The 25403-nt window shown below is 38.6% G+C and carries 18 protein-coding genes; 15 read left to right on the top strand and 3 right to left on the bottom strand.

Annotated elements, in window-relative coordinates:
• The first annotated feature begins 81 nt into the window (after positions 1-81).
• The 5 genes from DIZ30_RS02185 (at position 82) to DIZ30_RS02160 (ending at position 7929) form a co-directional block, all read left to right on the top strand.
• Positions 82-1905: a heavy metal translocating P-type ATPase gene (locus DIZ30_RS02185; RefSeq protein WP_002339670.1), complete on the top strand. Its 1824-nt coding sequence runs from the start codon at positions 82-84 to the stop codon at positions 1903-1905.
• A 46-nt stretch (positions 1906-1951) separates the two neighbouring features.
• Positions 1952-2131 (top strand): 2-hydroxymuconate tautomerase, encoded by a 180-nt coding sequence (locus tag DIZ30_RS02180; RefSeq protein WP_002287649.1) that lies wholly within the window; start codon positions 1952-1954, stop codon positions 2129-2131.
• 336 nt (positions 2132-2467) lie between these two features.
• Complete coding sequence (gene thrS / locus DIZ30_RS02170; protein ID WP_002287651.1) at positions 2468-4408, top strand: threonine--tRNA ligase; 1941 nt, start codon at positions 2468-2470, stop codon at positions 4406-4408.
• A 225-nt stretch (positions 4409-4633) separates the two neighbouring features.
• Positions 4634-5482, top strand: coding sequence for a MurR/RpiR family transcriptional regulator (locus DIZ30_RS02165; protein ID WP_002287653.1), 849 nt, complete (start codon positions 4634-4636; stop codon positions 5480-5482).
• A gap of 293 nt (positions 5483-5775) precedes the next feature.
• The gene (locus tag DIZ30_RS02160; protein WP_002287654.1) at positions 5776-7929 is read left to right on the top strand and encodes a penicillin-binding protein 2; all 2154 of its coding nucleotides are present in this window, start codon (positions 5776-5778) and stop codon (positions 7927-7929) included.
• Positions 7930-8114: 185 nt separating this feature from the next.
• Here DIZ30_RS02160 and DIZ30_RS02155 read toward each other — a convergent pair whose 3' ends face one another.
• Entirely contained in the window at positions 8115-8924 is an 810-nt protein-coding gene (locus DIZ30_RS02155) for a Cof-type HAD-IIB family hydrolase (protein ID WP_002296740.1), read from the bottom strand.
• Between the two features lie 292 nt (positions 8925-9216).
• On the opposite strand from DIZ30_RS02155, the gene DIZ30_RS02150 reads away from it, so the two are divergent.
• Together DIZ30_RS02150 and DIZ30_RS02145 are read left to right on the top strand one after the other, a co-directional pair.
• Positions 9217-10653, top strand: coding sequence for an NCS2 family permease (locus tag DIZ30_RS02150; protein WP_010726397.1), 1437 nt, complete (start codon positions 9217-9219; stop codon positions 10651-10653).
• A 169-nt stretch (positions 10654-10822) separates the two neighbouring features.
• A complete protein-coding gene (locus DIZ30_RS02145; RefSeq protein WP_002290958.1) occupies positions 10823-12019 on the top strand; it encodes a multidrug efflux MFS transporter in 1197 nt (398 codons plus the stop codon).
• A 61-nt stretch (positions 12020-12080) separates the two neighbouring features.
• On the opposite strand, the gene DIZ30_RS02140 is transcribed toward DIZ30_RS02145, so the two are convergent.
• Positions 12081-12266 (bottom strand): YjzD family protein, encoded by a 186-nt coding sequence (locus DIZ30_RS02140; RefSeq protein ID WP_002295359.1) that lies wholly within the window; start codon positions 12264-12266, stop codon positions 12081-12083.
• A 230-nt stretch (positions 12267-12496) separates the two neighbouring features.
• On the opposite strand from DIZ30_RS02140, the gene dnaE reads away from it, so the two are divergent.
• From dnaE to pyk, 3 genes are all read left to right on the top strand, one after another.
• Positions 12497-15811: a DNA polymerase III subunit alpha gene (gene dnaE / locus DIZ30_RS02135; protein WP_109023068.1), complete on the top strand. Its 3315-nt coding sequence runs from the start codon at positions 12497-12499 to the stop codon at positions 15809-15811.
• 167 nt (positions 15812-15978) lie between these two features.
• Entirely contained in the window at positions 15979-16941 is a 963-nt protein-coding gene (gene pfkA / locus DIZ30_RS02130; RefSeq protein WP_002304759.1) for a 6-phosphofructokinase, read from the top strand.
• 73 nt (positions 16942-17014) lie between these two features.
• The gene (gene pyk / locus DIZ30_RS02125) at positions 17015-18799 is read left to right on the top strand and encodes a pyruvate kinase (RefSeq protein ID WP_002295355.1); all 1785 of its coding nucleotides are present in this window, start codon (positions 17015-17017) and stop codon (positions 18797-18799) included.
• 34 nt (positions 18800-18833) lie between these two features.
• Here pyk and DIZ30_RS02120 read toward each other — a convergent pair whose 3' ends face one another.
• A complete protein-coding gene (locus DIZ30_RS02120; protein WP_002295354.1) occupies positions 18834-19736 on the bottom strand; it encodes a LysR substrate-binding domain-containing protein in 903 nt (300 codons plus the stop codon).
• Positions 19737-19921: 185 nt separating this feature from the next.
• Here DIZ30_RS02120 and DIZ30_RS02115 point away from each other — a divergent pair, with 185 nt between their 5' ends.
• From DIZ30_RS02115 to DIZ30_RS02095, 5 genes are all read left to right on the top strand, one after another.
• Positions 19922-20491 carry a DUF177 domain-containing protein gene (locus DIZ30_RS02115; RefSeq protein ID WP_109023067.1) on the top strand — a complete coding sequence of 190 codons (570 nt, stop codon included), beginning with the start codon at positions 19922-19924 and terminating at the stop codon, positions 20489-20491.
• A gap of 57 nt (positions 20492-20548) precedes the next feature.
• Positions 20549-20728 carry a 50S ribosomal protein L32 gene (rpmF, locus tag DIZ30_RS02110; RefSeq protein WP_002290970.1) on the top strand — a complete coding sequence of 60 codons (180 nt, stop codon included), beginning with the start codon at positions 20549-20551 and terminating at the stop codon, positions 20726-20728.
• Between the two features lie 169 nt (positions 20729-20897).
• Positions 20898-22319, top strand: a complete 1422-nt coding sequence (gene gndA / locus DIZ30_RS02105; protein WP_002298263.1) for an NADP-dependent phosphogluconate dehydrogenase — start codon at positions 20898-20900, stop codon at positions 22317-22319.
• A 192-nt stretch (positions 22320-22511) separates the two neighbouring features.
• Positions 22512-23198: a response regulator transcription factor gene (locus DIZ30_RS02100; protein WP_002290973.1), complete on the top strand. Its 687-nt coding sequence runs from the start codon at positions 22512-22514 to the stop codon at positions 23196-23198.
• The gene (locus DIZ30_RS02095) at positions 23195-24700 is read left to right on the top strand and encodes a HAMP domain-containing histidine kinase (RefSeq protein ID WP_109023066.1); all 1506 of its coding nucleotides are present in this window, start codon (positions 23195-23197) and stop codon (positions 24698-24700) included. The genes DIZ30_RS02100 and DIZ30_RS02095 overlap by 4 nt, the downstream gene beginning before the upstream one ends.
• Positions 24701-25403: the final 703 nt, after the last annotated feature.

Genomic DNA, 25403 nt, shown 5'->3' with positions numbered 1-25403 from the left:
AAGGACTATGCTTAAGATGAAAGAGGCAGCTGGAAATTTATTACTAACCTCTCTAAGTCACATAAAAGAGGAGAAAAAACAATGACACATTTCAAAAAATTTTTACTTACTTTGCTTATTGGTGGGATAGCTTTATTAAGTGAATTTGTTTTTCACCAGCCGGCCCTTGCATTTGCGATTGTCGCATTTACTGGAGGGATTCTCGCCTTCTTGATGTTTTTGGAAATGATCAAGACGTTACGTTCAGGAAGATATGGCGTAGATGTATTAGCGATTACCGCAATCCTTGCAACATTAGCTGTCAAAGAATACTGGGCTAGTTTGATGATATTGATCATGCTTACGGGCGGAGATAGTCTAGAGGATTACGCGAATAAACGAGCGGGTAAAGAACTGCAGTCTTTGTTAGATAACACCCCAAGAATTGCCCATCGATTCAAAGAAGGAAAATTGCAGGATATAGTAATCGATGAAATAAATATTGATGACCAGTTACTAGTCAAGCCTGGCGAACTTGTACCCGCAGATGGTCGAGTGACCAAAGGAGAATCTTCGGTCGATGAATCTTCTTTGACAGGTGAGTCCCGCCCGGAAACCAAGAAACCTGGAGATCAGATTATGTCAGGGTCTTTAAATGGAGACGGTTCGATCCAAATGATCGCTGAAAAACGTGCCGCAGACAGCCAGTATCAAATGATTATTAAACTAGTCGAAGAATCAAAAGAAAAGCCTGCCCGATTTGTCCGTTTAGCTGATCGTTATGCAGTCCCTTTCACGTTGATTGCTTATTTGATCGGTGGTATTTCTTGGTGGTTCTCAAAAGACCCTTTACGATTTGCTGAGGTACTGGTAGTGGCATCACCTTGTCCACTGATTCTAGCTGCGCCCATTGCTTTAGTTGCAGGAATGAGCCGTTCAAGTAAAAACGGGATCGTTGTAAAAACTGGAACAACGATTGAAAAGCTCGCACGTACAAAAACGATTGCTTTTGATAAAACAGGAACGCTTACCAAAGGGATATTGGAAGTAGAGGCGATTCAGCCAGTCAATGGAATAAAAAAAGAAGAGCTACTTCTGTATGCAGCTAGTGCAGAACAGGAATCTAGCCATATCTTAGCTCGTTCGTTAGTGAACAACGTGAAAAACAGCCAACTGTATCCTGTTAGTCAACTGAAAGAAGTGACCGGTCAAGGAATCCAAGCAGTAGTCAATAATCATGAAGTAAAGATTGGACGTGCCTCTTTTGTTTCAGCTGAAGAAATAGAAACGTCCAATACAGCAATTTATGTAACAATTGATCGATCTTTTGCAGGAACGATCCTATTTTCGGATCAGATTCGCCCAGAAGCAGCAAAGACAATCAAGGAGCTAAGAAAACTTGATGTGAAAAATTTGATGATGATCACCGGGGATGGATCTGCCATTGCTCAAACGATTGCAGAAAAAGTCCAATTAGATTCTGTACATGCCCGTTGCTTGCCTCAAGATAAACTGACCATTTTAGAAAGTATCCCTAAAGATCAAAGACCTGTTGCGATGGTAGGAGACGGCGTGAATGACGCACCAGCACTTGCTGCTGCAGATATCGGCATTGCAATGGGAGCTCATGGTTCTACAGCTGCTAGTGAAAGTGCAGATGCGGTCATCTTGAAAGATGATCTTTTACGTGTAGCAAAAGCAGTAGTGATCTCAAAAGATACGATGAGAATAGCGAAACAATCTGTACTGATTGGCATCTTTATTTGTATTTTTTTGATGTTAATTGCAAGTACGGGACTAATCCCCGCATTATTCGGAGCTGTTTTGCAAGAAGTCGTGGATACGGTCTCTATTTTGAGTGCCTTGAGAGCAAAAAAAGATCCAGCCATTTTTCCTGATTCAGTACCCAAGACAAACATAGTATGATAGAATCGAGTTGAAAAAAGAACGATCAGAAAGAGGAGAGAGCATTATGCCATTCGTACATGTCGAATTAGTAGAAGGTCGCAGTCCGGAACAATTAGAAAATATGATGAAAGATATCACGGAAGCTGTTCATAAAAACACGCAGGCACCAAAAGAACACATCCATGTCATCATCAATGAGATGAAAAAAGGAACATACGGTGTAAATGGGGAATGGAAAAAATAAGTTTAGTTTCCCACTTGATTTTTCTATTTATTAGTGGTTAAATAAACACATAATTGATTGATGAGAAAGCCAACTGAATTTGAGAGTCTTCGATAAGAGAGGAAAAGCTAGGCTGAAACTTTTCCAGGAGAAAACCAAAGGATGACCACTTTCGAAACCCTTGTTGAAGCAAGGGCGGTCGGACCGTTACAACGCTTGAGGAACGCATTTGCGTTTGAACATTAGGTGGAACCACGAACTTTTCGTCCTAGTATCTCTTTTCAAGAGATGCTAGGATTTTTTTGTTTTTCAGCTTGATGATCTGATCAATCAAAACATTTCAAGGAGGAAACTATTATGATAAAAATTACTTTTCCAGATGGTGCAGTCAAAGAATTTGAGTCTGGAACAACAACATTGGCAATTGCTGAAAGCATTTCAAAAAGCTTAGCAAAAAAAGCTTTAGCTGGTAAAGTGAACGGAAAACTCGTTGATTTGACTCGTCCAATCGAGGAAGATGCAAGTATTGAGATCATCACACCAGACCATGAAGATGCACTTGGCTTAGTCCGTCATTCAGCAGCTCATTTGATGGCCCAAGCCATGCGTCGCCTCTATCCAAATATCCACTTTGGCGTTGGACCAGCTATCGATTCAGGGTTTTACTACGATACAGATAATGGACAAAACCAAGTAACTGCAGAAGATTTGCCGGCAATCGAAGCAGAAATGATGAAAATCGTCAAAGAAAATCTGCCAATCGAACGCCGTGTTCTTTCAAAACAGGAAGCATTAGAAATTTTTGCAAGTGATCCGTACAAAGTAGAACTGATTAGTGAATTGCCAGAAGAAGAAGTGATTACTGCTTATCAACAAGGCGAATTCATCGATTTGTGTCGTGGACCACATGTTCCATCCACTGGCCGTATACAAGTATTTAAATTATTATCAGTGGCAGGTGCTTATTGGCGTGGAAACTCAAACAATCAAATGATGCAACGTGTATACGGGACAGCCTTTTTTGACAAGAAAGCTTTGAAAGAATATATCCGTCTCCGTGAAGAAGCAAAAGAAAGAGACCATCGTAAACTAGGAAAAGAACTTGACTTGTTCATGGTTTCCCCAGAAGTAGGTTCTGGTTTGCCATTCTGGCTTCCAAAAGGGGCAACAATCCGACGCACGATCGAACGTTATATCGTAGACAAAGAAGTTAGTCTAGGTTACCAACATGTATATACACCAATAATGGGAGATGTTGAGTTGTACAAAACATCTGGACACTGGGATCATTATCAAGAAGACATGTTCCCGCCAATGGATATGGGAGATGGCGAAATGCTTGTTCTTCGTCCAATGAACTGCCCTCATCACATGATGGTCTACAAAAACACGATCCATTCTTATCGTGAATTACCAATTCGTATCGCTGAATTAGGAATGATGCATCGCTATGAAAAATCAGGTGCTTTGTCAGGTTTACAACGTGTACGAGAAATGACGTTGAATGATGGTCATACATTTGTTCGTCCTGATCAAATCAAAGATGAATTTAAACGTACGCTTGAATTGATGGTGGCAGTATATGCTGACTTCAATATTACAGATTATCGTTTCCGCTTGAGCTATCGCGATCCAAACAATACAGATAAATATTTTGATGATGACGCAATGTGGGAAAAAGCCCAAGCAATGCTGAAAGCCGCTATGGATGAATTAGAACTAGATTACTTTGAAGCAGAAGGCGAGGCAGCCTTTTACGGACCAAAACTAGATGTTCAAGTCAAAACAGCTCTTGGTACAGAAGAAACATTATCAACTATACAATTAGACTTCTTATTGCCAGAGCGCTTTGATTTGACATATGTTGGAGAAGACGGGGAAAATACGCATCGTCCAGTAGTTATCCACCGCGGAATCGTTTCTACAATGGAACGTTTTGTTGCTTATTTAACAGAAGTATACAAAGGCGCTTTTCCAACATGGTTGGCACCTATACAAGCAACAATCATCCCTGTTTCTGTTGATGCACATGGCGATTATGCTTATGAAATCAAAGAACGTTTGCAAATGAAGGGGTTGCGTGTAGAAGTTGATGATCGTAATGAAAAAATGGGCTATAAGATACGTGCCTCTCAAACACAAAAGATCCCTTACCAATTGGTTGTTGGAGACAAGGAATTGGAAGATGCAACAGTGAACGTACGTCGTTATGGAAGTAAAGAAACAGCTGTAGAAGATTTGAATATCTTTATTGATGCTATGGAAGCAGAAGTCAAAAATTACAGCAGAGAAAACTAATAGGTAAATTTCCTGTAAAAAAGTAGTAGATAGAAAACAATCCGAACAATAGATAACAGGTATTCCTCAAAGACACAGATGCTCAATAGAATCTGTGGGATTGATAGGATAAGATATTCTGTTGGGCGGATTGTTTTTTTTGTTTTTTTATCCAGTATACGACCGTGAATAAGGGTCTGATATGGTATACTTACATAGACTATCATTAAAAGGGTGGAGGAACTTATGAGCGTAATTAGTCGTATTGAAAGTATGATGGAAGATTATTCTTCAGCAGAAAAAAAGTTGGCCAACTACATTATCGGTAATATTGAGAAGGTCCCTACAATGACAGCTAATGAATTAGCAGAAGCTTCCGGGTTGAGTGCGCCGACAGTTGTACGTTTTTCCAAAAAAATCGGTTTTCAAAGTCTGACGGACTTCAAAATCACGATTTCAACAGAACTACAGACTGGAATCGATGAAGGTTTTAGTGATATAGAAGCAAATGAGTCCTTTTACTCTATCAAAAACAAACTTGGTAACAATGCACAAGTAGCGATAAAAGAAACAGTAGATATTCTAGAAGAAGAAACGATCCAAAAAGTCGTAGAGTGTTTGGAATCGGCAGAGACTGTTTTTTTATATGGGGTTGGCGCCTCTTCTTTAGTAGTAGAAGATATTCTGCAAAAATGGTCTCGTGTCGGTAAGCCAATCATTTTTGAAAAAGATATCCACGTCTTGCTCCCGCAACTTGTCAGCAATGAGAAAAAGAAAGTGCTTTGGCTTGTTTCAAACTCAGGTAGAAGTGCAGATGTAGTCGCATTAGCCGAGCTGGCGAAAAGCATGAATATCGAAATCATTGCGTTGACGCAATTTGGAAATAACCCGCTTAGCAAGATAGCCGATGTACTCGTACAAACATCTAGACCAAAAGAAATCACGAATCGAAGTGCAGCAACTAATTCACTTTTGGCCCAATTTGCTACGATCGATATCATTTTTTATTTCTATATGGCTAAAAACGAAAAGCTTAGCGAAAAAGTGAAAAAAACACGAGAAGCAATCCAAGAATATTTTATGGATTCGAAATAAAAACCTTACTATTTTTTATATAAGTTTTTTAGAATAACAAAACGTAGTTTTCCACAAATAAATGATCCATCAAAGTGTTTCACGACTTAAGAAAACATAATTTTCAAAAATAAGTTTATTTTTTAATGAAAAAAATAGTTGGATATGTAACTTTAAGTGATTGCTGTGAAACAAAAAGTTGATTTTATCTTGAAATTAGGTAAAGAATTTCTTGCTCCGCCCATTTTTTCTTTTTTATTAAGAAGTTTTTGGGTACAATGAAGCATGAATGTAAATAGGCGGAAGGATAGGAAATGATGAAAGATTTTATGAAAAAAATATTAAATACTTCTTGGTTAGAAAAAATAAGAAAAGGTGCACAAGAACCTAAGAACAAAACGTTTCGCCGGTCCCATGTTCCTTTTCGCTTAAATTTTCTTTTTTTCATTATATTTACGTTATTTGTTGCGTTGATTGCTAGATTGGGTTATTTGCAGATCGTGAACGGCGAAGAGATGGAGGCGCGAGTGAAGTCTACTTCTACGATTACGGTCCAAGAAAGTACTCCTCGCGGAATGATCTACGACTCCACAGGAAAAGCTTTAGTTACGAATAAAGCGAATCAGGCCATCACATATACGAGAGGAACACAAGTTACGGCTAAAGATTTGCTTGAAATCGCAACGAAGCTGAACTCGCTGATCGATGTTCCGGTAGATGAAAATCTGACAGATAGAGATAAAAAAGATTTTTGGCTGGCTGATCCCAAACATTTGAAAGAAGCCACAAAAAGACTTTCGGCAAAAGAAAAGCAATTAGGGAACAGCGAACAATATAGTGCGATGGTCAATAAAGTCACAGCTGATGAGATTAATTTAAACGAGGAGCAATTAAAAATTGCTACCATCTTTAAACGGATGAATAGTGCATATGAATTAAACACTGTCTATATCAAAAACTCTGGTGTTACTGATCAAGAGTTAGCTGTTGTGGCAGAACGCGCTTCTGAACTTCCAGGAGTTTCGACTGGCACAGACTGGACACGAGAATATAATGCAGCAAGTTCACTGAAAAGTATTCTTGGCAGTGTGACGACTGAAAAGCAAGGACTTCCAGCAGATGAAGCAGAGAAATACCTAGCAAAAGGTTATTCTCGGAATGACCGTGTAGGACAAAGTTATTTGGAAAAACAATATGAAGATGTCCTGCAAGGAACCAAAACCCAATATGAAGTTTCCCTTGATAATGAAGGAAATGTTTCGAATCAAAAAGAAATCTTCTCTGGGGAAAAAGGTTCTAATTTAATGTTATCTATGAATGCAGAATTCCAATCAAAAGTAGAAGAAATTTTGAAAAGGAATTATCAAACATTGATCAACAACGGCAAAGCACAGTATTCGCCTGGTGCTTATGCAGTGGCTATGAATCCTCAGACAGGAGAAGTGCTAGCAATGACTGGTTTCAGTCATGAACAAGGTTCCAAAGAAATCACCGAGAATGCTTTAGGCACGATTACTAGCGCCTTTGCTCCAGGGTCTGTAGTCAAGGCTGGTACTTTGACAGCAGGCTGGGCAAGTAACGCGATCAGCGGAAATCAAGTTTTGATTGATGAGCCGATTCGTCTGCAAGGTGCTTCAGAAAAAAGCTCTGTCTTTAATCGAAGCGGACAAGTTGCTCTTGATGCAGTCAAAGCATTGGAATTGTCTTCTAATACGTATATGATCAAAGTGGCGTTAAAGATGTTAGGACTAGACTATACACCTGGAATGGGACTACCTAGTTTAGATGAAGAAGCTAAAGCTTATCAGCAATTGAGAGACTCTTTCAAAGAGTTTGGTCTTGGTACAACGACTGGGATCGATTTGCCGAATGAATCTCCTGGGATCTCACGTTCTGTTGATTATATGAAGAAGTTCAATGCGGATAATGGCAAAGAATGGTATACTCCAGGTAACTTTACCGATTTGGCATTTGGACAGTTTGACACATATACACCAATCCAATTAGCTCAATATGCTTCAACAGTCGCTAATGGCGGGAAACGAGTACAGCCGCACCTAGTCAAAGCGATCTATGGCAATGACGAAAATGGAAACTTGGGTGAAGTGAAGAAAGAAATTGGCACAACAGTAGAAAATACGGTCAATATTTCTGCAGAAAATATGGCGATCCTCCGTGAAGGATTCCACCAAGTTGTCCATGGTACCGATCCTTACACAACAGCCAAACCATTAGCCAGTGCGAAAATGGACCTTTCCGCAAAAACAGGGACTGCAGAAACGGTTGCGGAAGGTCATCCAGATATTACGACAGTCAATAGTAATATCGTGGCATACGGACCAACAGACAATCCGGAAATTGCCATCAGTGTTGTCTTGCCGAACTTATTAGACGAACAAGACCACATGAACTTGACGATTGCTAAAGAAATAATGGACGCGTATTATGATATGTTCATGGCAAAATAAAAAAGAGGTCGTGAAAAAGCCGCTTAGTTTCGAGTATGAAGAAAAATTTTGTGAAAATAGCTTCTCACATTTTTGCTTAAATTTGACTTCATACCGAGAAACTGGCTTTTGAACACCGTTTACTCGGCAAAAAAGGTTGTGACAAAAATTGTCACAACCTCTTTTTTGTGGAATCTAATTCTCTATTATAGTTTAAGTAGTTTTTCCAGATAAACAGCTAAACCGTCTTCCTGATTGCTCAAAGGAGTGACATCATTTGCAATGCCTTTGAGTTGATCAGTACCGTTAGCCATAGCTACTCCCCAACCTGCATAATCCAACAATTCCAAATCATTATGCTCGTCACCAAAGGCAATGACGTCTTTTTGATCGATAGACAGGTAGTTAGCAATCTCTTGCACGCCTTTTGCTTTTTGGATTCCTTTTGAAACAATCTCTAAGATGGCAGTAGGTCCACCCCATGTCCGAACATCGACATAACTGCCAAATTGACGTGTTAATTCAGCAGATACAGCTCCTGCAAAACGTTTGTCTGTTCGGACAAGCAAAGATGTAGGATTTGTCGTCAAATTTTTAGGAGAAAGCAAATTCTTCTCTCCTGGACGAGAAGAAGCAAAAATTTTTTCATCAAAGAAATCAAAACTGTCAATAAAAAAAGTATCACGATTTTCAGCAGCGATAAAATCTAAATTTAGCTGCTTTTTTTGCGATAAGATTTCAAAAGCGATTTCACGATTGATCAACGTTTCTCTTTCACCATCCCAGTGCTGATTAGGGATGTGTACTAATGCGCCGTTAAAATTAACCATCGGTGTTGTTAATTCTAATTGTTGGTAAAACTGATGGCTCATTCGGAATGGGCGTCCTGTAGCAATACTGACATGATGACCGGCATTGATTGCTTTTTTCAGAGTCTCTTTTGTTTTAGATGTAATCATCGAATCTTGATTGAGGGTAGTTCCGTCCAGATCGATGGCAATTAATTTTTTATTCAATAAGGGTCCTTCCTTCCTCAACTAGCATTTGTTTTAGTCTAGCATATTTTAGGTAATTAACAAGAGCAATCAGCTATTCCTAACAAAAACTACAGTTATGGCTATATAAATAGCTAAACATAAGCTAAACACGAACGTTAAGTATTATTTTCGCTTTTTTTGTTAAAAAAACGTTGAAAAGCGAATGAAACGTCTATATAATTTGAAATTGTTCGATGGATTTGCCCTATTTTACTTATTTTTTATTATTATAGTTTTCCATCAGAAAAAAATTCAGGGAGTGGAACTTTTTATGGAAAAGTTTTTCGGTTTAAAGAAAAACAATACAAATGTATCAACTGAAATAATGGCGGGAGTAACGACATTCTTTGCCATGAGTTATATCTTATTCGTAAATCCGACGATTTTGTCAGCATCAGGTATGCCCTTCCAAGCAGTATTTCTAGCGACAATCATTGCATCGATTATTGGTACGCTGGTAATGGGATTGTTCGCAAATGTACCATATGCTCAGGCACCTGGTATGGGATTGAACGCATTTTTCACTTTTACGGTCGTTTTTGGGCTTGGTTATTCTTGGCAACAAGCCTTGGCAATGGTGTTTATTTGCGGATTAATCAATATTTTTATTACTGTCACAAATATTCGAAAAATGATTATTCGGGCGATTCCCGAAAGTCTTCAACATGCGATTGGTGGCGGGATCGGTATTTTCGTTGCATATGTCGGAATCAAAAATGCAGGATTCTTATCTTTTTCAGCAGACCAGTCAGCTATTTCGAGCTCTGTCGTTGAAGGCGGAAAAGCGACAAATGTTACGATAAATGGTGGAATCGTCCCTGCGTTAGCCAACTTTGACAACGCTCCTATCTTATTGGCTGTGATTGGTTTGGTACTGACAGCCATTTTAGTTGTAAAAAATGTCCGTGGGGCTATTCTTATCGGTATCGTAGCGACCACAGTCCTTGGTATTTTTATGGGTGTTGTTGATTTAAGGTCCATTGATTGGCAAACGAATTCGTTAGGTAATTCATTTAAAGAATTAGGAACAACTTTCGGTGCAGCATTTGGTTCTGAAGGCATGCAATCTTTATTCAGTGATTCTTCCAAGATTCCTCAAGTATTGATGACGATCATCGCATTCAGTTTATCTGATACTTTCGATACGATCGGAACATTTATCGGTACAGGACGCCGCACAGGCATTTTCTCAAAAGAAGACGAGATCGCGTTGGAAGATGGTCGTGGGTTCAAAACAAAAATGGATAAAGCACTATTTGCCGATGCGATCGCTACTTCCGTGGGGGCTATCTTTGGTACATCGAATACAACAACTTATGTCGAATCTGCAGCTGGGATCGGGGCCGGTGGACGTACTGGTTTGACTTCAGTAGTAGTGGCAGTGCTATTCGCATTAAGTAGTTTATTCTCTCCACTGATCGCCATTGTACCAAATCAAGCAACTGCGCCAGCATTGATTTTAGTTGGAGTAATGATGATGGCTTCTTTTGCAGACATCAAATGGCTAGATATGGAAGAAGCTTTACCGGCCTTCTTTGCATCGATCTTTATGGGATTGTGCTATAGCATTTCCTATGGGATTGCAGCAGGATTTATTTTCTATACAATTGTGAAAGTAATCAAAGGAAAATACAATGAAGTTTCTGTTGCTTTGTGGATCGTTGATATTTTATTCATTATCAACTTCATCATTCTAGCAACAATTTAACTAAAGAGAAGGGATTGGAACAGTATTTGTTCCGATCTCTTTTTGTTTTACATAAAAAGAACGTTACATATAAAATGATCTTTGCGGGATTTTTCTCTTTTTACTGGCGAGATCGTTGCTTGTTTATTCGAAAATAGGTATGATAAAAGAGACGAAAGAGGGATGATAGATGGAGATTAATTGGAGAAAAAATTTAGTGATTGCGTGGATTGGCTGTTTTTTCACTGGTGCAAGTATTAGTTTGGTTATGCCATTCATACCAGTTTATGTCGAGCAACTAGGAACACCAAAAGACCAAATCGAATTGTTTTCAGGACTAGCAATCTCTGTGACTGCTTTTGCGTCTGCCGTAGTTGCGCCAATCTGGGGGAATCTAGCTGATCGAAAAGGACGAAAACTCATGATGATCCGTGCAGCAGCAGGGATGACATTAACAATGGGATCTTTGGCTTTTGTACCGAACGCGTATTGGCTTTTGATCATGCGGTTTTGGAATGGGATTTTGTCTGGATATATTCCAAATGCCACAGCGATGATTGCTTCACAGGCACCTAGAGAAAAGAGCGGATGGGCGTTAGGAACATTGTCTACCGGAGCGATTGCTGGAAATCTGATCGGACCTTCAATGGGCGGTGCACTGGCTCAGTGGTTTGGTATGGAAAATGTATTCTTGATCACAGGGGCTTTGTTGATGATCACAACGGTATTGACCATTTTCTTAGTCAAAGAAGATTTCCATCCGATCGAGAAAAAAGATCTGATAAGCACCAAAGAAATTTTTTCAAAAATGGATCATCTCTCTATTTTGATCGGTCTCTTCATTACGACCTTGATTTTACAGATAGGAATCACTACGATCAGCCCTATTTTGACCTTATATATTCGTGAATTGAGCGGAAGTACAGAAAATATCCTTTTTGTCAGTGGCTTGATTGTTTCGATAGCTGGTGTTTCCGCTGTCTTTTCTTCACCGAAACTAGGAAAACTAGGGGATAAGATTGGGAATCAAAAAGTTCTAATTGGAGGACTCATTTTATCATTTTGCTGTTATTTACCTATGGCATTCGTCACTACACCGCTCCAATTAGGTATACTTCGCTTTATTTTAGGCTTTTCAACTGGCGCTTTGATGCCTTCTGTCAATACACTGATCAGTAAGATTACGCCTCAAGAAGGAGTCAGCCGAATCTATAGCTACAATCAGATGTTTAGCAACTTTGGACAAGTTTTAGGTCCCATGCTAGGATCGACAGTCGCGCATGCTTATAATTACAGTGCTGTTTTTATTGTGACAAGTTTGTTTGTTTTGTCAAATATTCTTCTTTCTTTATTCAACTTTCGTAAAGTTCTTCGCAGCAGATTATAATGGTGGTGAGGAGCAGAAAATAAAAAAGAGCTTGAGATATCTCAAGCTCTTGGCTGTTTTTTTACGAATGGGCAGAGGTTTCTTTTCTTGGCGCAACTGCACCAATCAAAAGGATAATGACACCCGCAATGAATGAAATGATTGTTGTCAAAGTAAAATCATATGTTCCGCTTGTTAATGCAGCACCAATATAACCGACTACTTGACCTAGAACGACAGCCCAGAATAATGTAACGATATATCGCATAAAGAACACCTCTTTTCTATCTTAATTTTACCAGATTTTCTTTGAATGTAAAGAAACGAGACCAAATCTCAATAAAATTTGAGTTCTTGCGAAAGAACTCATTCCTACAGATTACAAGCAAGCAAATGAAGTGGAATAATCAACTTCAGCGCTTGCTATCTTAATGAAAGTAAAAGGATCAAACCTTTTAACGCTAGTGAATTTTAACGAAAAAAAAGGCGGAATGCAAGATGTTTTTCCCACAACTTTATACAATTACTTCTTATTCTCTTTTACAAAGTACGATACGTATTCGAGAATATGTACAAGAAGCAAAAAAACAAGGCTACACTTCATTAGCCATAACGGATAAAGATGTCTTATACGGTGCACCTGAATTCTATCGTATTTGTGTAGAAGAAGGAGTACAGCCAATCATTGGATTACATCTTAGTTATACTTATGAAGAAAAAAATTATGGCTTGCTTGCGTACGCAAATGATGAAATAGGTTATCAGCAGCTGATGAAACTTTCCAGCCGAAAAATGATCCAAGAAAAATTGGAACTTGCAGAAATGACAGAAACCGACCATCTAGCGTTTGTTGTTCCGGCAAATCATTCTGTTTCTGAGGCTTTCAATAAAGAGGATAACTTTTTCGGTCATTGGCAGTTTTTACTTGAAAATGTTTTTACTAGAAATTTTTATATCGGCTTGACAGAAAACACGCCTGATCAATTGCCTGAATGGTATCAGTATGTGATAAAAGAAAATTATTCGCTTTGTGCATTACATCCCATCGCTAGTTTACAACAAGAAGAACTTTTTGCACTTGAAGTGATGAAACATATCAAAGATGGAAGCCAAATACCTTTAGAAAATTTATCTGCATCTTTACCACTAACAGCAAATGGCTATCTTCTTTCAGAACAAGAAATGATCAAACGATTCGAAAAAGCGGGTCTTTCCCAAGCTGTAATAGGCGCCCAGCGTTTAGCTGAATCGATTTCATTTGAATTCCAGTTCCATCAGAAATTACTTCCGCATTATCCAGTTCCTAATGGAAAACAAGCTGGAGAATATTTAAGAGAGTTATGCTATTCGCAAGTGGAACGCCGAATCACTGATTATACAAAGGAATACCAAGAACGTTTGGACTACGAGTTATCTGTCATCCATCAAATGGGATTCGATGATTATTTCTTGATCGTATGGGATGTAATGGCTTTTGCTCATAGAAACAAAATCGTTACCGGTGCAGGTCGTGGTTCTGCTGCGGGTTCATTAGTAGCCTATGTGTTAGAAATCACAGATGTGGATCCATTAGAATATGATTTGCTGTTCGAACGCTTTTTAAACCCCGAACGCTTTACGATGCCAGATATCGATTTGGATATTCCTGACAATCGACGTGAAGAAGTATTGAATTATGTTCGAGAAAAGTATGGACAATATCATATGGCACAAATCGCAACATTTGGCACAATGGCAGCAAAAATGGTTCTTAGAGATGCAGCTAGAGTGTTTGGTTTATCGCAAAGTGAAGCAAACCGCTGGTCAAAAGCAATACCCAATCAATTGAAAATCACATTGACCCAAGCTTATAAAACTTCGCATCAATTAGTAGAATTAGTTCAGGCAAGCGAAAAAAACCAACTTTTATTCAAAACTGCAGTGATTTTAGAAGGATTGCCAAGACATGTTTCGACTCACGCAGCAGGTGTAGTTATCAGCGATAAGAATCTACTTGAACTAGTTCCGCTCCAACGCGGTTCTGATGAAGCTTTTCTGACCCAGTATACGATGAATGAGGTAGAAGCAATCGGTCTTTTGAAAATGGACTTTTTAGGACTACGCAACTTATCGATTATTGATTTTACTTTGAAAGCTGTTAAGCGAGTAGAAGGGTATGAGATCCGATTAAAAGAGATCCCGCTAAATGATGCAAAAACGCTGCTCTTGTTTCAACGAGGCGAAACCTCAGGAGTATTTCAATTTGAATCTGCTGGTATCCGGAACGTTTTACGAAGATTAGGTCCAGAAAACATCGAAGATATTGCCGCAGTCAATGCATTGTATCGACCAGGCCCTATGCAAAATATAGATACCTTCATTGCCAGGAAGAAAGGAAAAGAAGCCATTCGCTACCCAGATGATTCACTGATCCCGATTTTGAAAAACACATATGGAGTGATCGTCTATCAGGAACAAATCATGCAGATCGCCTCGACTATGGCTGGATTTACATTAGGGCAGTCAGATATTCTGCGACGGGCAGTGAGTAAAAAGAAAAAAGACGTATTAGATGAAGAAAAGTCGCATTTTGTATCAGGAGCATTACAACAGGGATATTCGGAAAAAACAGCAGCGACCGTATATGAATATATCGAAAAATTTGCAAACTATGGATTCAATCGGTCACATGCATTTGCTTATTCATTCGTGGGATTCCAAATGGCGTATCTAAAAGCCCATCATCCAGGTGCTTTCTTTACCAGCCTGATGAATTCTGTTCGGCATAACACATCAAAATTGAAAGAATATATTGCAGAAGCACGTAAAAATAAACTCAAACTTTCCTCGCCGTCCATTAATCAAAGTAATTCCAGTTTTGAGTTGGTCAATAAGGAAGAAATCAGATTCGGACTGACAGCGATAAAAGGTATTCGGCGTGATTTTGTAGAAGATATATTAAACGAAAGAAAACAAAATGGCCCGTTCCAGTCAGTGGATCAATTCCTCATACGGATCGATAAGCGTTGGCTGAAATTAGAGTTACTGCAATCACTGACAGCAGTAGGCGTTTTTGATGAATTATCTCCTAACAGGAAACAATTGATGCTTGATCTCGAAGGAAAAATCCAAAATATCGTTTACAGTGGTGGAAGTCTTGACTTGCTGGGAATCATGGCATTAAAAGAAGAAGAAGTCGCTGACTATACACTAGAAGAACGCTTGAAGCTGGAAGAGGAGTACTTAGGTATTTATTTGTCAGGTCATCCTGCAGAAGGGTTTGATCGTCTTCGTTTAGCTAAACAAGTTCAGCTGATTACAGATATCGTCCCTAATCAACCAGTCAATTTATTAGTGATGATCAAGGAAGTTAGAGAAATTCGGACAAAAAAAGGAGAACTGATGGCCTTTGTTGAAGGAACCGACAGTAGTGGAGAAATTTCTGTCACAGTTTTTCCAACTCTTTATCGTAAATATCGTAATTTGTTTGCCGTTGATCGAGTGATCTTTGTTCAAGGGCGGAGCGAAATCAGCAAATATAATCAGGAACTGCAACTAATTGGAGAAAGCTTTGCTGATCCTAACCAGTTAGAAGCCCAGTATCCTTCACAAACTTGCTATTTGCGTATTACAGAAGAACGGGAAGATCCCGAGATAATGAAACAATTACAAGTGATTTTTCAGAAACACCCAGGATATATACCAGTAGTTATGTATCACGAAAAAACGCAACGAAAAGTAGTTCTGTCAGATGCTTATTGGGTGGATGACAGCAAGAGTATAAAGGGGCAACTTATTTATCTGCTTGGCGAAGATAATGTGGTTTTCAAATAACTTACGGTAAAAAATACTACTTGCTTTCATTTTTTTTCATTTTTTTATCCGTAAATCAAGACAAGTGAGAAAAATAATGTTAGAATGTTAGTCGTGGTTAACGCAAAAATGGTTGTAAACCTAAGTCATACTTAGGATAAAGTATTTTAATGAGGTGAATGTTTATTATGAAACGCATCGGAATTTTGACCAGTGGCGGAGACGCACCTGGAATGAATGCAGCTGTTCGTGCCGTTGTTCGTAAAGGTATTTACGAAGGACTGGAAGTATACGGGATCAATTATGGTTTTGCCGGTTTAGTTGCTGGAGATATTCGTCGTCTTGATGTGGCAGATGTAGGTGACAAGATCCAACGTGGTGGTACATTCTTGTATTCTGCACGTTATCCAGAATTTGCAACTGAAGAAGGTCAATTAAAAGGAATCGAACAATTGAAAAAATTCGGAATCGAAGGTCTAGTGGTTATCGGAGGAGACGGCTCTTATCATGGCGCAATGGCTTTGACAAAACGCGGTTTCCCAGCAGTAGGTATTCCTGGAACAATCGATAATGATATTCCTGGGACTGATTTCACAATCGGTTTTGATACAGCAATCAATACAGTACTAGAATCAATTGACCGTATTCGTGACACAGCGACTTCTCATGTTCGTACATTCGTTATCGAAGTAATGGGACGCAATGCAGGAGACATCGCTTTATGGTCAGGTGTGGCTGGCGGAGCGGATGAAATCATCATCCCAGAACATGATTTTGATATGGCTTCAGTTGCTAAAAAAATCCAAGAAGGCCGCGATCGCGGGAAGAAACATTGCTTGATCATCTTGGCTGAAGGTGTAATGGGCGGAAATGAATTCGCTGAGAAACTTTCAGAATTTGGTGACTATCATACACGTGTATCTATCTTGGGACACGTTGTCCGTGGTGGAGCACCAAGCGCACGCGACCGCGTGTTGGCAAGTAAATTCGGTGCTTACGCTGTCGAATTGCTTCAAGAAGGAAAAGGTGGATTATGTGTCGGTATCCATGACAACGAAATCGTTGCGTCTGACATCATTGATACACTTGAAAACAACAAACATAAACCAGACTTATCACTATATGATCTAAATAATTCACTTTCATTTTAAGAGTGAAAGAAACCAAGCTATTTAAGCTGTGTACAGCTTTAAATAAACAAAATTGAATGGGAGAGTTTTTTAAATGAAAAAAACCAAAATCGTTAGTACATTAGGACCAGCAAGTAACTCAGTAGAAATTATTTCTCAATTGATTGAATCTGGGGCAAATGTCTTCCGCTTTAACTTTTCTCATGGTGACCATGAAGAACAATTATCACGTATGACTATGGTCCGTGAAGCAGTTAAAAAGACAGGAAAAGATGTCGGTATTCTTTTAGATACAAAAGGAGCTGAAATCCGTACAACTGTTCAAGGCACAACAGAAGCTGATTTTGGTCGTGCAGGATACATCAAATTTGAAGTAGGAGATCAAACACGCATCTCTATGGATCCTGAACATGTAGGTTCAAAAGAAAAAATCGCGGTTACTTACCCAGGATTATTTGACGATGTTCACGTTGGCGGACACATTTTATTTGATGATGGTTTGATCGATATGCAAATCATTGAAAAAGACGAAGCAAACCGTGAATTAGTCGTAGAAGTTAAAAATGCAGGTATGCTAGGATCACGTAAAGGGGTAAATGCACCAGGCGTTTCTATTAGTTTGCCAGGTATTACTCCAAAAGATGCTGACGATATTCGTTTTGGTTTAGACAACGATATCGACTTTATCGCTGCAAGTTTTGTACGTAAAGCACAAGACGTTCTAGATATCCGCGAAATCTTAGAAGAAAAAGACATGACTCATGTTCAAATCTTCCCTAAAATCGAATCTCAAGAAGGTATCGACAACATTGACGAAATCATCAAAGTTTCTGACGGTGTTATGATTGCCCGCGGAGATATGGGTGTTGAAATCCCAGCTGAACTAGTACCAATGGTTCAAAAACGCATTATCAAAAAATGTAATGCTGCTGGTATCCCAGTTATCACTGCTACACAAATGTTAGAATCAATGCAAGAAAACCCACGTCCAACACGTGCGGAAGCTTCTGACGTTGCTAACGCTGTATTTGATGGCACAGATGCAACAATGCTATCTGGTGAATCTGCAAACGGGGACTACCCAGTTGAAGCTGTTTCAACAATGGCACGTATCGACCAAGAAGCTGAAAATGCATTATCAGAATTAGGTACATTCCAATTGAACGAATTCGATAAAACAGATGTAACTGAAACAATCGGTTTATCTGTAGCTCGTGCTGCAAAAAATCTAGGCGTGAAAACAATCGTTGCTGCAACTGAATCAGGATACACTGCAAAAATGATTTCAAAATATCGTCCAGATGCAGATATCTTGGCTGTTACTTTTGACGAACGCACAAAACGTGGTTTGATGTTAAACTGGGGCGTTTATCCAACAGTTGCTGAAAAACCATCAACAACTGATGAAATGTTTGAACTAGCAGCTAAAAAAGCTGTTGAATTAGGTTTCGCATCAGAAGGCGATTTAATCTTGATCACTGCTGGTGTACCAGTTGGTGAACGCGGAACAACTAACGTGATGAAAATTCAAATGATTGGTTCTAAATTATTAGAAGCTCAAGGCGTTGGACAAAAATCTGTCGTTGCAAATGCAGTTATTGCTTCATCTGCTGAAGAAGCTGTAAAAAAAGCAAAAGACGGAATGGTTCTAGTTGTACCATCAACTGACAAAGAATATATGCCTGCAATCGAAAAAGCAGCTGCTGTTATCGTTGAAGAAGGCGGATTGACTTCTCACGCTGCAGTTGTAGGAATTGCACAAGATATTCCTGTAATCGTTGGTGCTAAAGGCGCAACAACAACAATTACAGAAGGTGAATTGATTACCGTTGATTCACGTCGCGGCATCGTTTACCGTGGCGAAACAACAGCTATCTAATTTAGCTTAATAAAAAATAAAAACAGCTCTTCTTTTACGAAGAGCTGTTTTTTTGTGCTGTAACGAATTCATGGATAACTTGGACTACTTGTTCTTGAAGAGGCGTGACGATCTGCTGTGTTCGTTTTGCCAATGAAATCAAGAAGCGAGGCTGAACTTCATCTGAAAGAGGGAGGCAAACTAAATGATCTTCAGGATGGACAGCAATCTCTGCCAAAAAACCGATACCCACATTTTCTCGGACCATACTCTTTAAAATCGTCAAGTCATTGCTTTGATAAACAACTTTTGGATGAGTATGTGTTTGTTTAGAAAGCTTAGTGAATGCTGCGGGGTGGACATAATGTTCGTTCAATAGTACAAACTGTTCATCTGCTATATCTTTGAAAGAGACAGTATCCTGCTTGGAAAGAGGATGTGTAGGTGGCACGACGATCATGAAACGTTTGTCCAAAAGTAACTCTGTTTCTAAATATTGATCCACGATTGGCTGTGTTGAGCCTAATACAGCTAAATCGATCCTCCCTTGTCGGATCATCCCGTATAAGTCCCGAGAGCCTCCATCGGTAATCTCAATTTGATTCATCAATTCATGCTTGATAAAGTAACTTGACAGTTTAGGAAAGTATTCATTGCCGATAATAGGAGGCATGCCAAAACGAAGCTTTTTCTTTTGCAACTGAGTGATTTCAGCTCTTGCAGTAGAAATCTCTTGGAGAATGGTTTGTGCATGGAGAAACAGCTGCTTTCCAGAAGGCGTGACGATTAATTCGTGATGCGATCGATCTCTTGTAATAAGTACGGTGTCAAACTCTTTTTCAAGACGTTGTAATGCATATGTAATAGTAGGTTGGCTCACACGGAAATAATTAGCCACTTTCGTAAAATTTTTTTGTTTGACGATTTGGACATAGTATTCGATATCTTTCGTGTTCATGAAGATCATCCGCTCCTTTAATGGAATAATGATTATTGTAAATGATTCTGAGGATGATAGCAAACAGAGGCTTTCTAATAAAGATTTTTCTGTTTTTTTATGAACTGCAAGGTGTCAAGAAAATTTCATTGACAACATGCTTTTTGCCCTGTATAATTGCTTTTGTTGCTTAGGAGTGATGAAAAATGAAATGGTCTTTATTGGAATTGAGAAAATACCAGGAGACACCGTTAACTTTTCATGAGACGCTCGACTTGAAAGCCGCTCTCATGAAGCGAGACAATTTAATACTTGATGTTGCGCCAGTGGAAGTCGAAGGTTTGGTCTCAGTTGATAAGAAAGGCTATATCGTTCATTACACTGTGCAGACGACTTTGACAGTTCCTTCAACACGTTCACTAGAACCTGTTGAACTGCCCATGGATTTTTCTGTAGACGAAGTATTCATGACAGAAGAACAATTCCAAAGTAGAGATGAACAAATGTCTGAGGATGAGATTTTGCTAATTGAAGGTCCATTATTGAATTTAGCAGAGTCGATTGAAGACAACATCTTATTGGCGATTCCAATGCGGGTATTGACAAAAGAAGAGGAAGCAGCAACAGAACTTCCAAAAGGCAATGATTGGGAAGTTGTTTCCGAAGAAGAATACCAGCGCAGAAAAATGGAAGAAGCCGAGAATAAAATTGATCCTCGTCTTGCAAAACTATCTGAACTTTTTGATTCTAAATCAAAAGACGACGATAACAAGTAAGATTGGAATATATTGTGTCTAATTTAGATACAAGACTTTACAAGGAGGTGTAGCAAAATGGCAGTACCAGCTAGAAGAACATCAAAAGCTAAAAAAGCAAAACGTCGTACACACTACAAATTGACAATCAAAGGGTTAAACGAATGTCCAAACTGTGGTGAAATGAAAAAAAGCCATCACGTATGTGCAAATTGTGGTTACTATGATGGTAAGGACGTAATGTCAAAAGAAGCTTAATACATTTTAATTAGAAAATGTAAAACCTCAAGGCTAACCATGGAGCCTTGAGGTTTATTTTTTTGTAGTCGGTAAATAAAAAATATGTTGTTCTTTAGTTTGCAATGTAGCCGTGTTAAGCTATAATGTAAGAGATTAGGGAGAAATCCCGTATGTAGGAGGAGTTCATATGTCAAAACAACAAATCGGCGTTGTCGGTATGGCCGTTATGGGTAAAAATCTAGCCTTGAACATAGAAAGCCGCGGCTATTCAGTGGCTTTATTCAATCGTACAGGGGCTAAAACAACCGCTGTAGTAGAAGAACACCCAGATAAAAATTTCAAAGCAACATATACAATCGAAGAATTTGTAGAATCTATCGAGAAACCACGTCGGATCTTGCTAATGGTCAAAGCAGGACCGGCAACAGATGCAACGATCCAAGAGTTGCTTCCTCACCTTGATAAAGGCGATATTTTGATTGACGGAGGAAATACATTCTTTAAAGATACGATGCGTCGTAATGAAGAGTTAGCCAACTCTGGCATCAACTTTATCGGTACAGGCGTTTCCGGTGGTGAAGAAGGAGCTTTAAAAGGACCTTCAATCATGCCTGGTGGACAAAAAGAAGCCTATGCGCTAGTTGCACCAATCTTAGAGCAAATTTCTGCAAAAGCAGAAGACGAAGCACCATGTGTCACATATATTGGCCCAAATGGAGCCGGACATTATGTGAAAATGGTACACAACGGTATTGAGTATGGAGATATGCAACTGATTGCTGAATCTTATGACTTAATGAAGAATATTTTAAACCTTTCAGTAGAAGAAATGGCTGATATCTTTAAAGAATGGAATCAAGGCGAATTAGACAGCTATTTGATAGAAATCACTGCTGACATTCTGACACGTAAAGACGATGAAGGAACAGGTAAACCAGTAGTAGATGTGATCCTTGATGCAGCTGGGAATAAAGGAACAGGTAAATGGACAAGCCAAAGCGCGCTTGACTTAGGTGTGCCACTTCCATTGATCACTGAATCTGTATTTGCCCGCTATATTTCTGCTTATAAAGAAGAACGCGTACAAGCAAGCAAGATTTTATCTCGTACGAACGATTTTGAGTTCACGGGAGACAAAAAAGAATTGGTCGAAAAAATCCGAGAAGCGTTGTATTTCAGTAAAATCATGAGTTATGCCCAAGGATTTGCTCAATTACGTGTCGCTTCAAAAGAATTTGATTGGGACTTGCCATTTGGTGAAATCGCAAAAATCTGGCGCGCTGGATGTATCATCCGAGCTCGATTCTTGCAAAAAATTACGGATGCCTATGACAAAAATCCTGAGATCGAAAATTTATTGCTAGATGATTACTTCGTTGAAATCACGAAAAAATATCAGCAATCAGTCAGAGACGTCGTTGCCTTGGCTGTCCAAGCTGGCGTACCTGTACCGACTTTCTCATCAGCCATCGCTTACTTCGATTCATACAGAGCAGAACGTCTGCCTGCAAATATAATCCAAGCCCAACGCGATTACTTTGGCGCACATACCTATGAACGTGTCGACAAAGAAGGAATCTTCCATTACTCATGGTACCATGAAGAATAATAGTCTTTCGGCTGTTAGGAAATGAGAAAATAAAAAGAGGACGAAAGAGCTGAAGTCGATTGTTATGAGTAGACTTCAGCTCTTTTTTAAAATTGCTATCCATGATAAAATGACTATAGATTTTTAAGCATATTATCGGTATAATGATAGAGTTTTTAAAAAGCCAGTAGAATAGAAAGGATAAAATAATAAATGAGCAATATTCTAATCATTGAAGATGAAAAGAACTTGGCACGATTTGTCGAGCTAGAGTTGAAGCATGAAGGGTATAACGCAGAAGTCCACTACAACGGCCGAACTGGTTTAGATGCGGCATTAAATAATGAGTGGGATGCCATATTGTTGGATCTGATGCTCCCAGAATTGAACGGTTTAGAAGTCTGCAGACGTGTACGCCAAGTCAAAAATACACCAATCATTATGATGACTGCAAGAGATTCTGTGATCGATCGTGTATCTGGACTTGACCACGGAGCAGATGACTACATCGTCAAACCATTTGCTATCGAAGAATTATTAGCACGTCTTCGTGCATTGTTGCGTCGAATCGATATTGAAGGCGATAAAAATGTGGCTAAACAAACTACTATTACTTATCGCGATTTAACTATCGAAAAAGAAAACCGTGTCGTACGTCGCGGAAATGAAGTAATTGAACTAACAAAAAGAGAATACGAGTTGCTGCTTACTTTAATGGAAAACGTGAACGTGGTATTAGCACGTGACGTTTTACTAAATAAAGTGTGGGGATACGAAACAGAAGTTGAAACAAACGTAGTGGACGTATATATTCGTTATCTTCGCAACAAAATTGACGTTCCCGGGGAGGAAAGCTATATCCAAACTGTACGCGGAACAGGTTATGTGATGCGCTCGTGATAAAGCCGAAAAAATCGGAAAAAAGAGAACTGAAAGGGCCCTCCTTGAAAATCAAGTGGGCCTTTGCGAGTTCTTTCTTCATATTCGTTGTGTTTACAATTTTCGCTGTCATTACCTATAAATCATCTATCAATCTGATTGTGGCAAAAGAAAGAAACAATGTAGAGCGTACGATTTCAGAAGTAGCTTCTCGTTTGGCTAACTCGGATGAAGAACTGACATTAGTAAATACGTATCGTAATCTGATGAAAGCGACAAATGACGGAGATGAGGTCGTAGATCATACTTCACTGGTCGAAGGAAACTTAATGAAGATCGATTCCTTTATAGCTGAGCTAGGGCAGCCATCAATGGATCTTTATGTTTATGATTTGGACGAGAACTTGATTTTTAAAACCCATGAAAACAGTCGAAACCTGATTCAGACTACACGTAAAGTTCCAACGATCGTTACACTAGAAGGAAAAACTGGCTTTTTATCTATCCAGCCTATATATTCTAAAGGTACAAGAGAAAAGATCGGCTATGCGCAAAGCTTCTATGAATTATCTTCTTTCTATGATATTCGAAATAAGCTATTATTGACTCTTATTGTTTTAGAAGTTGTTTCTTTGATCTTAAGTAGTATTTTAGGTTTCTTTTTATCTTCTTATTTCTTAAAACCACTCAAGGTAATCAGAGATACAATGGATACTATACGTAAAGATCCGCAATCAGATATCCACATGCCTGAAATCGACACAAATGATGAATTGGCAGATTTAGCTGAAATATTCAATGAGATGCTTGACCGTATGCGTTTGTATATTGAACAACAAGAGCAATTCGTGGAAGACGTATCTCATGAGTTAAGGACACCTGTTGCAATTATTGAAGGGCATCTTAGTCTGCTAAATCGTTGGGGGAAAGATGATCCTGAGATATTAGAAGAATCATTAAGCGCCAGCATGCAAGAAATCAGCCGTATGAAAAGCTTAGTTCAAGAGATGCTAGACTTATCAAGAGCAGAACAAGTAGATGTTCATTATGCGAATGAAACAACTAAAGGAAAAGAAGTCACCTATCAAGTTTATAATAATTTCAAGATATTATATCCAGACTATGTGATCACTTTAGATGATGATTTGACAAAAGAAGTGACCCTGCAAATTTATCGTAATCACTTTGAACAATTAATCATTATCATATTGGATAACGCAGTAAAGTATTCAACTACACGAAAAGAAGTCCATATCTCTATTTCTTCCACTCTGAATGAATTTGAGATCGCGATTCAGGACTTTGGCGAAGGAATACCCAAAGAAGACCTTAATAAGATCTTCAATCGTTTTTATCGAGTGGATAAAGCAAGAGCTAGAACGAAGGGTGGAAATGGTCTGGGGTTGTCTATCGCTAAACAACTGGTTGAAAACTATAAAGGACGTATCTTAGCAGAAAGTGTAGTAGGGCAAGGGACAATTTTTAGAATCTTTATTCCTATCGCAAAGGCAGAAGACAAGTAAAGCATGTGCTTTACTTGTTTTTTATATATCCAACAAAGAATAAGGTACAAAATACAAGCAAGTGAGAAATTCAGGGATGTCATTATAAAAAAACTAGCGAACAATTAAATAGAATAACATCCGTTAATTAAATGTAAGTAGCTTTTAGATGAACGAAAAAACAATGAAATGCTGTAATATTCGTGTTTAAAAATAATAAATAAAAATAGGGAATTTTCTATTGCAATTTTATAAAGAGATTGCTATATTATTATTTGTTCTAAATGATTCCTTTAAGGTGTCACTAAAAATTATAAAAAATAGGGTTGACGCACTTTTGATGTCATGTTATAATAACGAAGTCGTTTGGATGAGATAGCTAATAAAGCTTGATTTTATCGAAAAAAACTTCGAAAAAGTTATTGACAAATAACAATAAAAATGATACGATAATCAAGTCGCTGCTAATGAGTGACAAAGACGTTTAGAAAAAATAAACAAAGAAATTGTTGACATTCTCTTCTGAATCTGATAAGATTAAAGAGTTGTTGAAACAAAAAGATTAGACCTTTGAAAACTGAACAAAGTAAGACAAACCAAATGTGTAGGGCGTCTTGATTCAATTCAAGGCAACAAACATTTTTAACAAGCAAGCAATATGCTAGCAAACAAATTGAGCTTAACAATCGCAAGATTGTTCGAACTTTTTATGAGAGTTTGATCC

The sequence above is a fragment of the Enterococcus sp. H57 genome, from assembly GCF_003112495.1.
GTDB classification, from domain to species: Bacteria; Bacillota; Bacilli; order Lactobacillales; family Enterococcaceae; genus Enterococcus_B; species Enterococcus_B faecium.
This window is presented reverse-complemented; position numbering and strand designations above follow the sequence as displayed.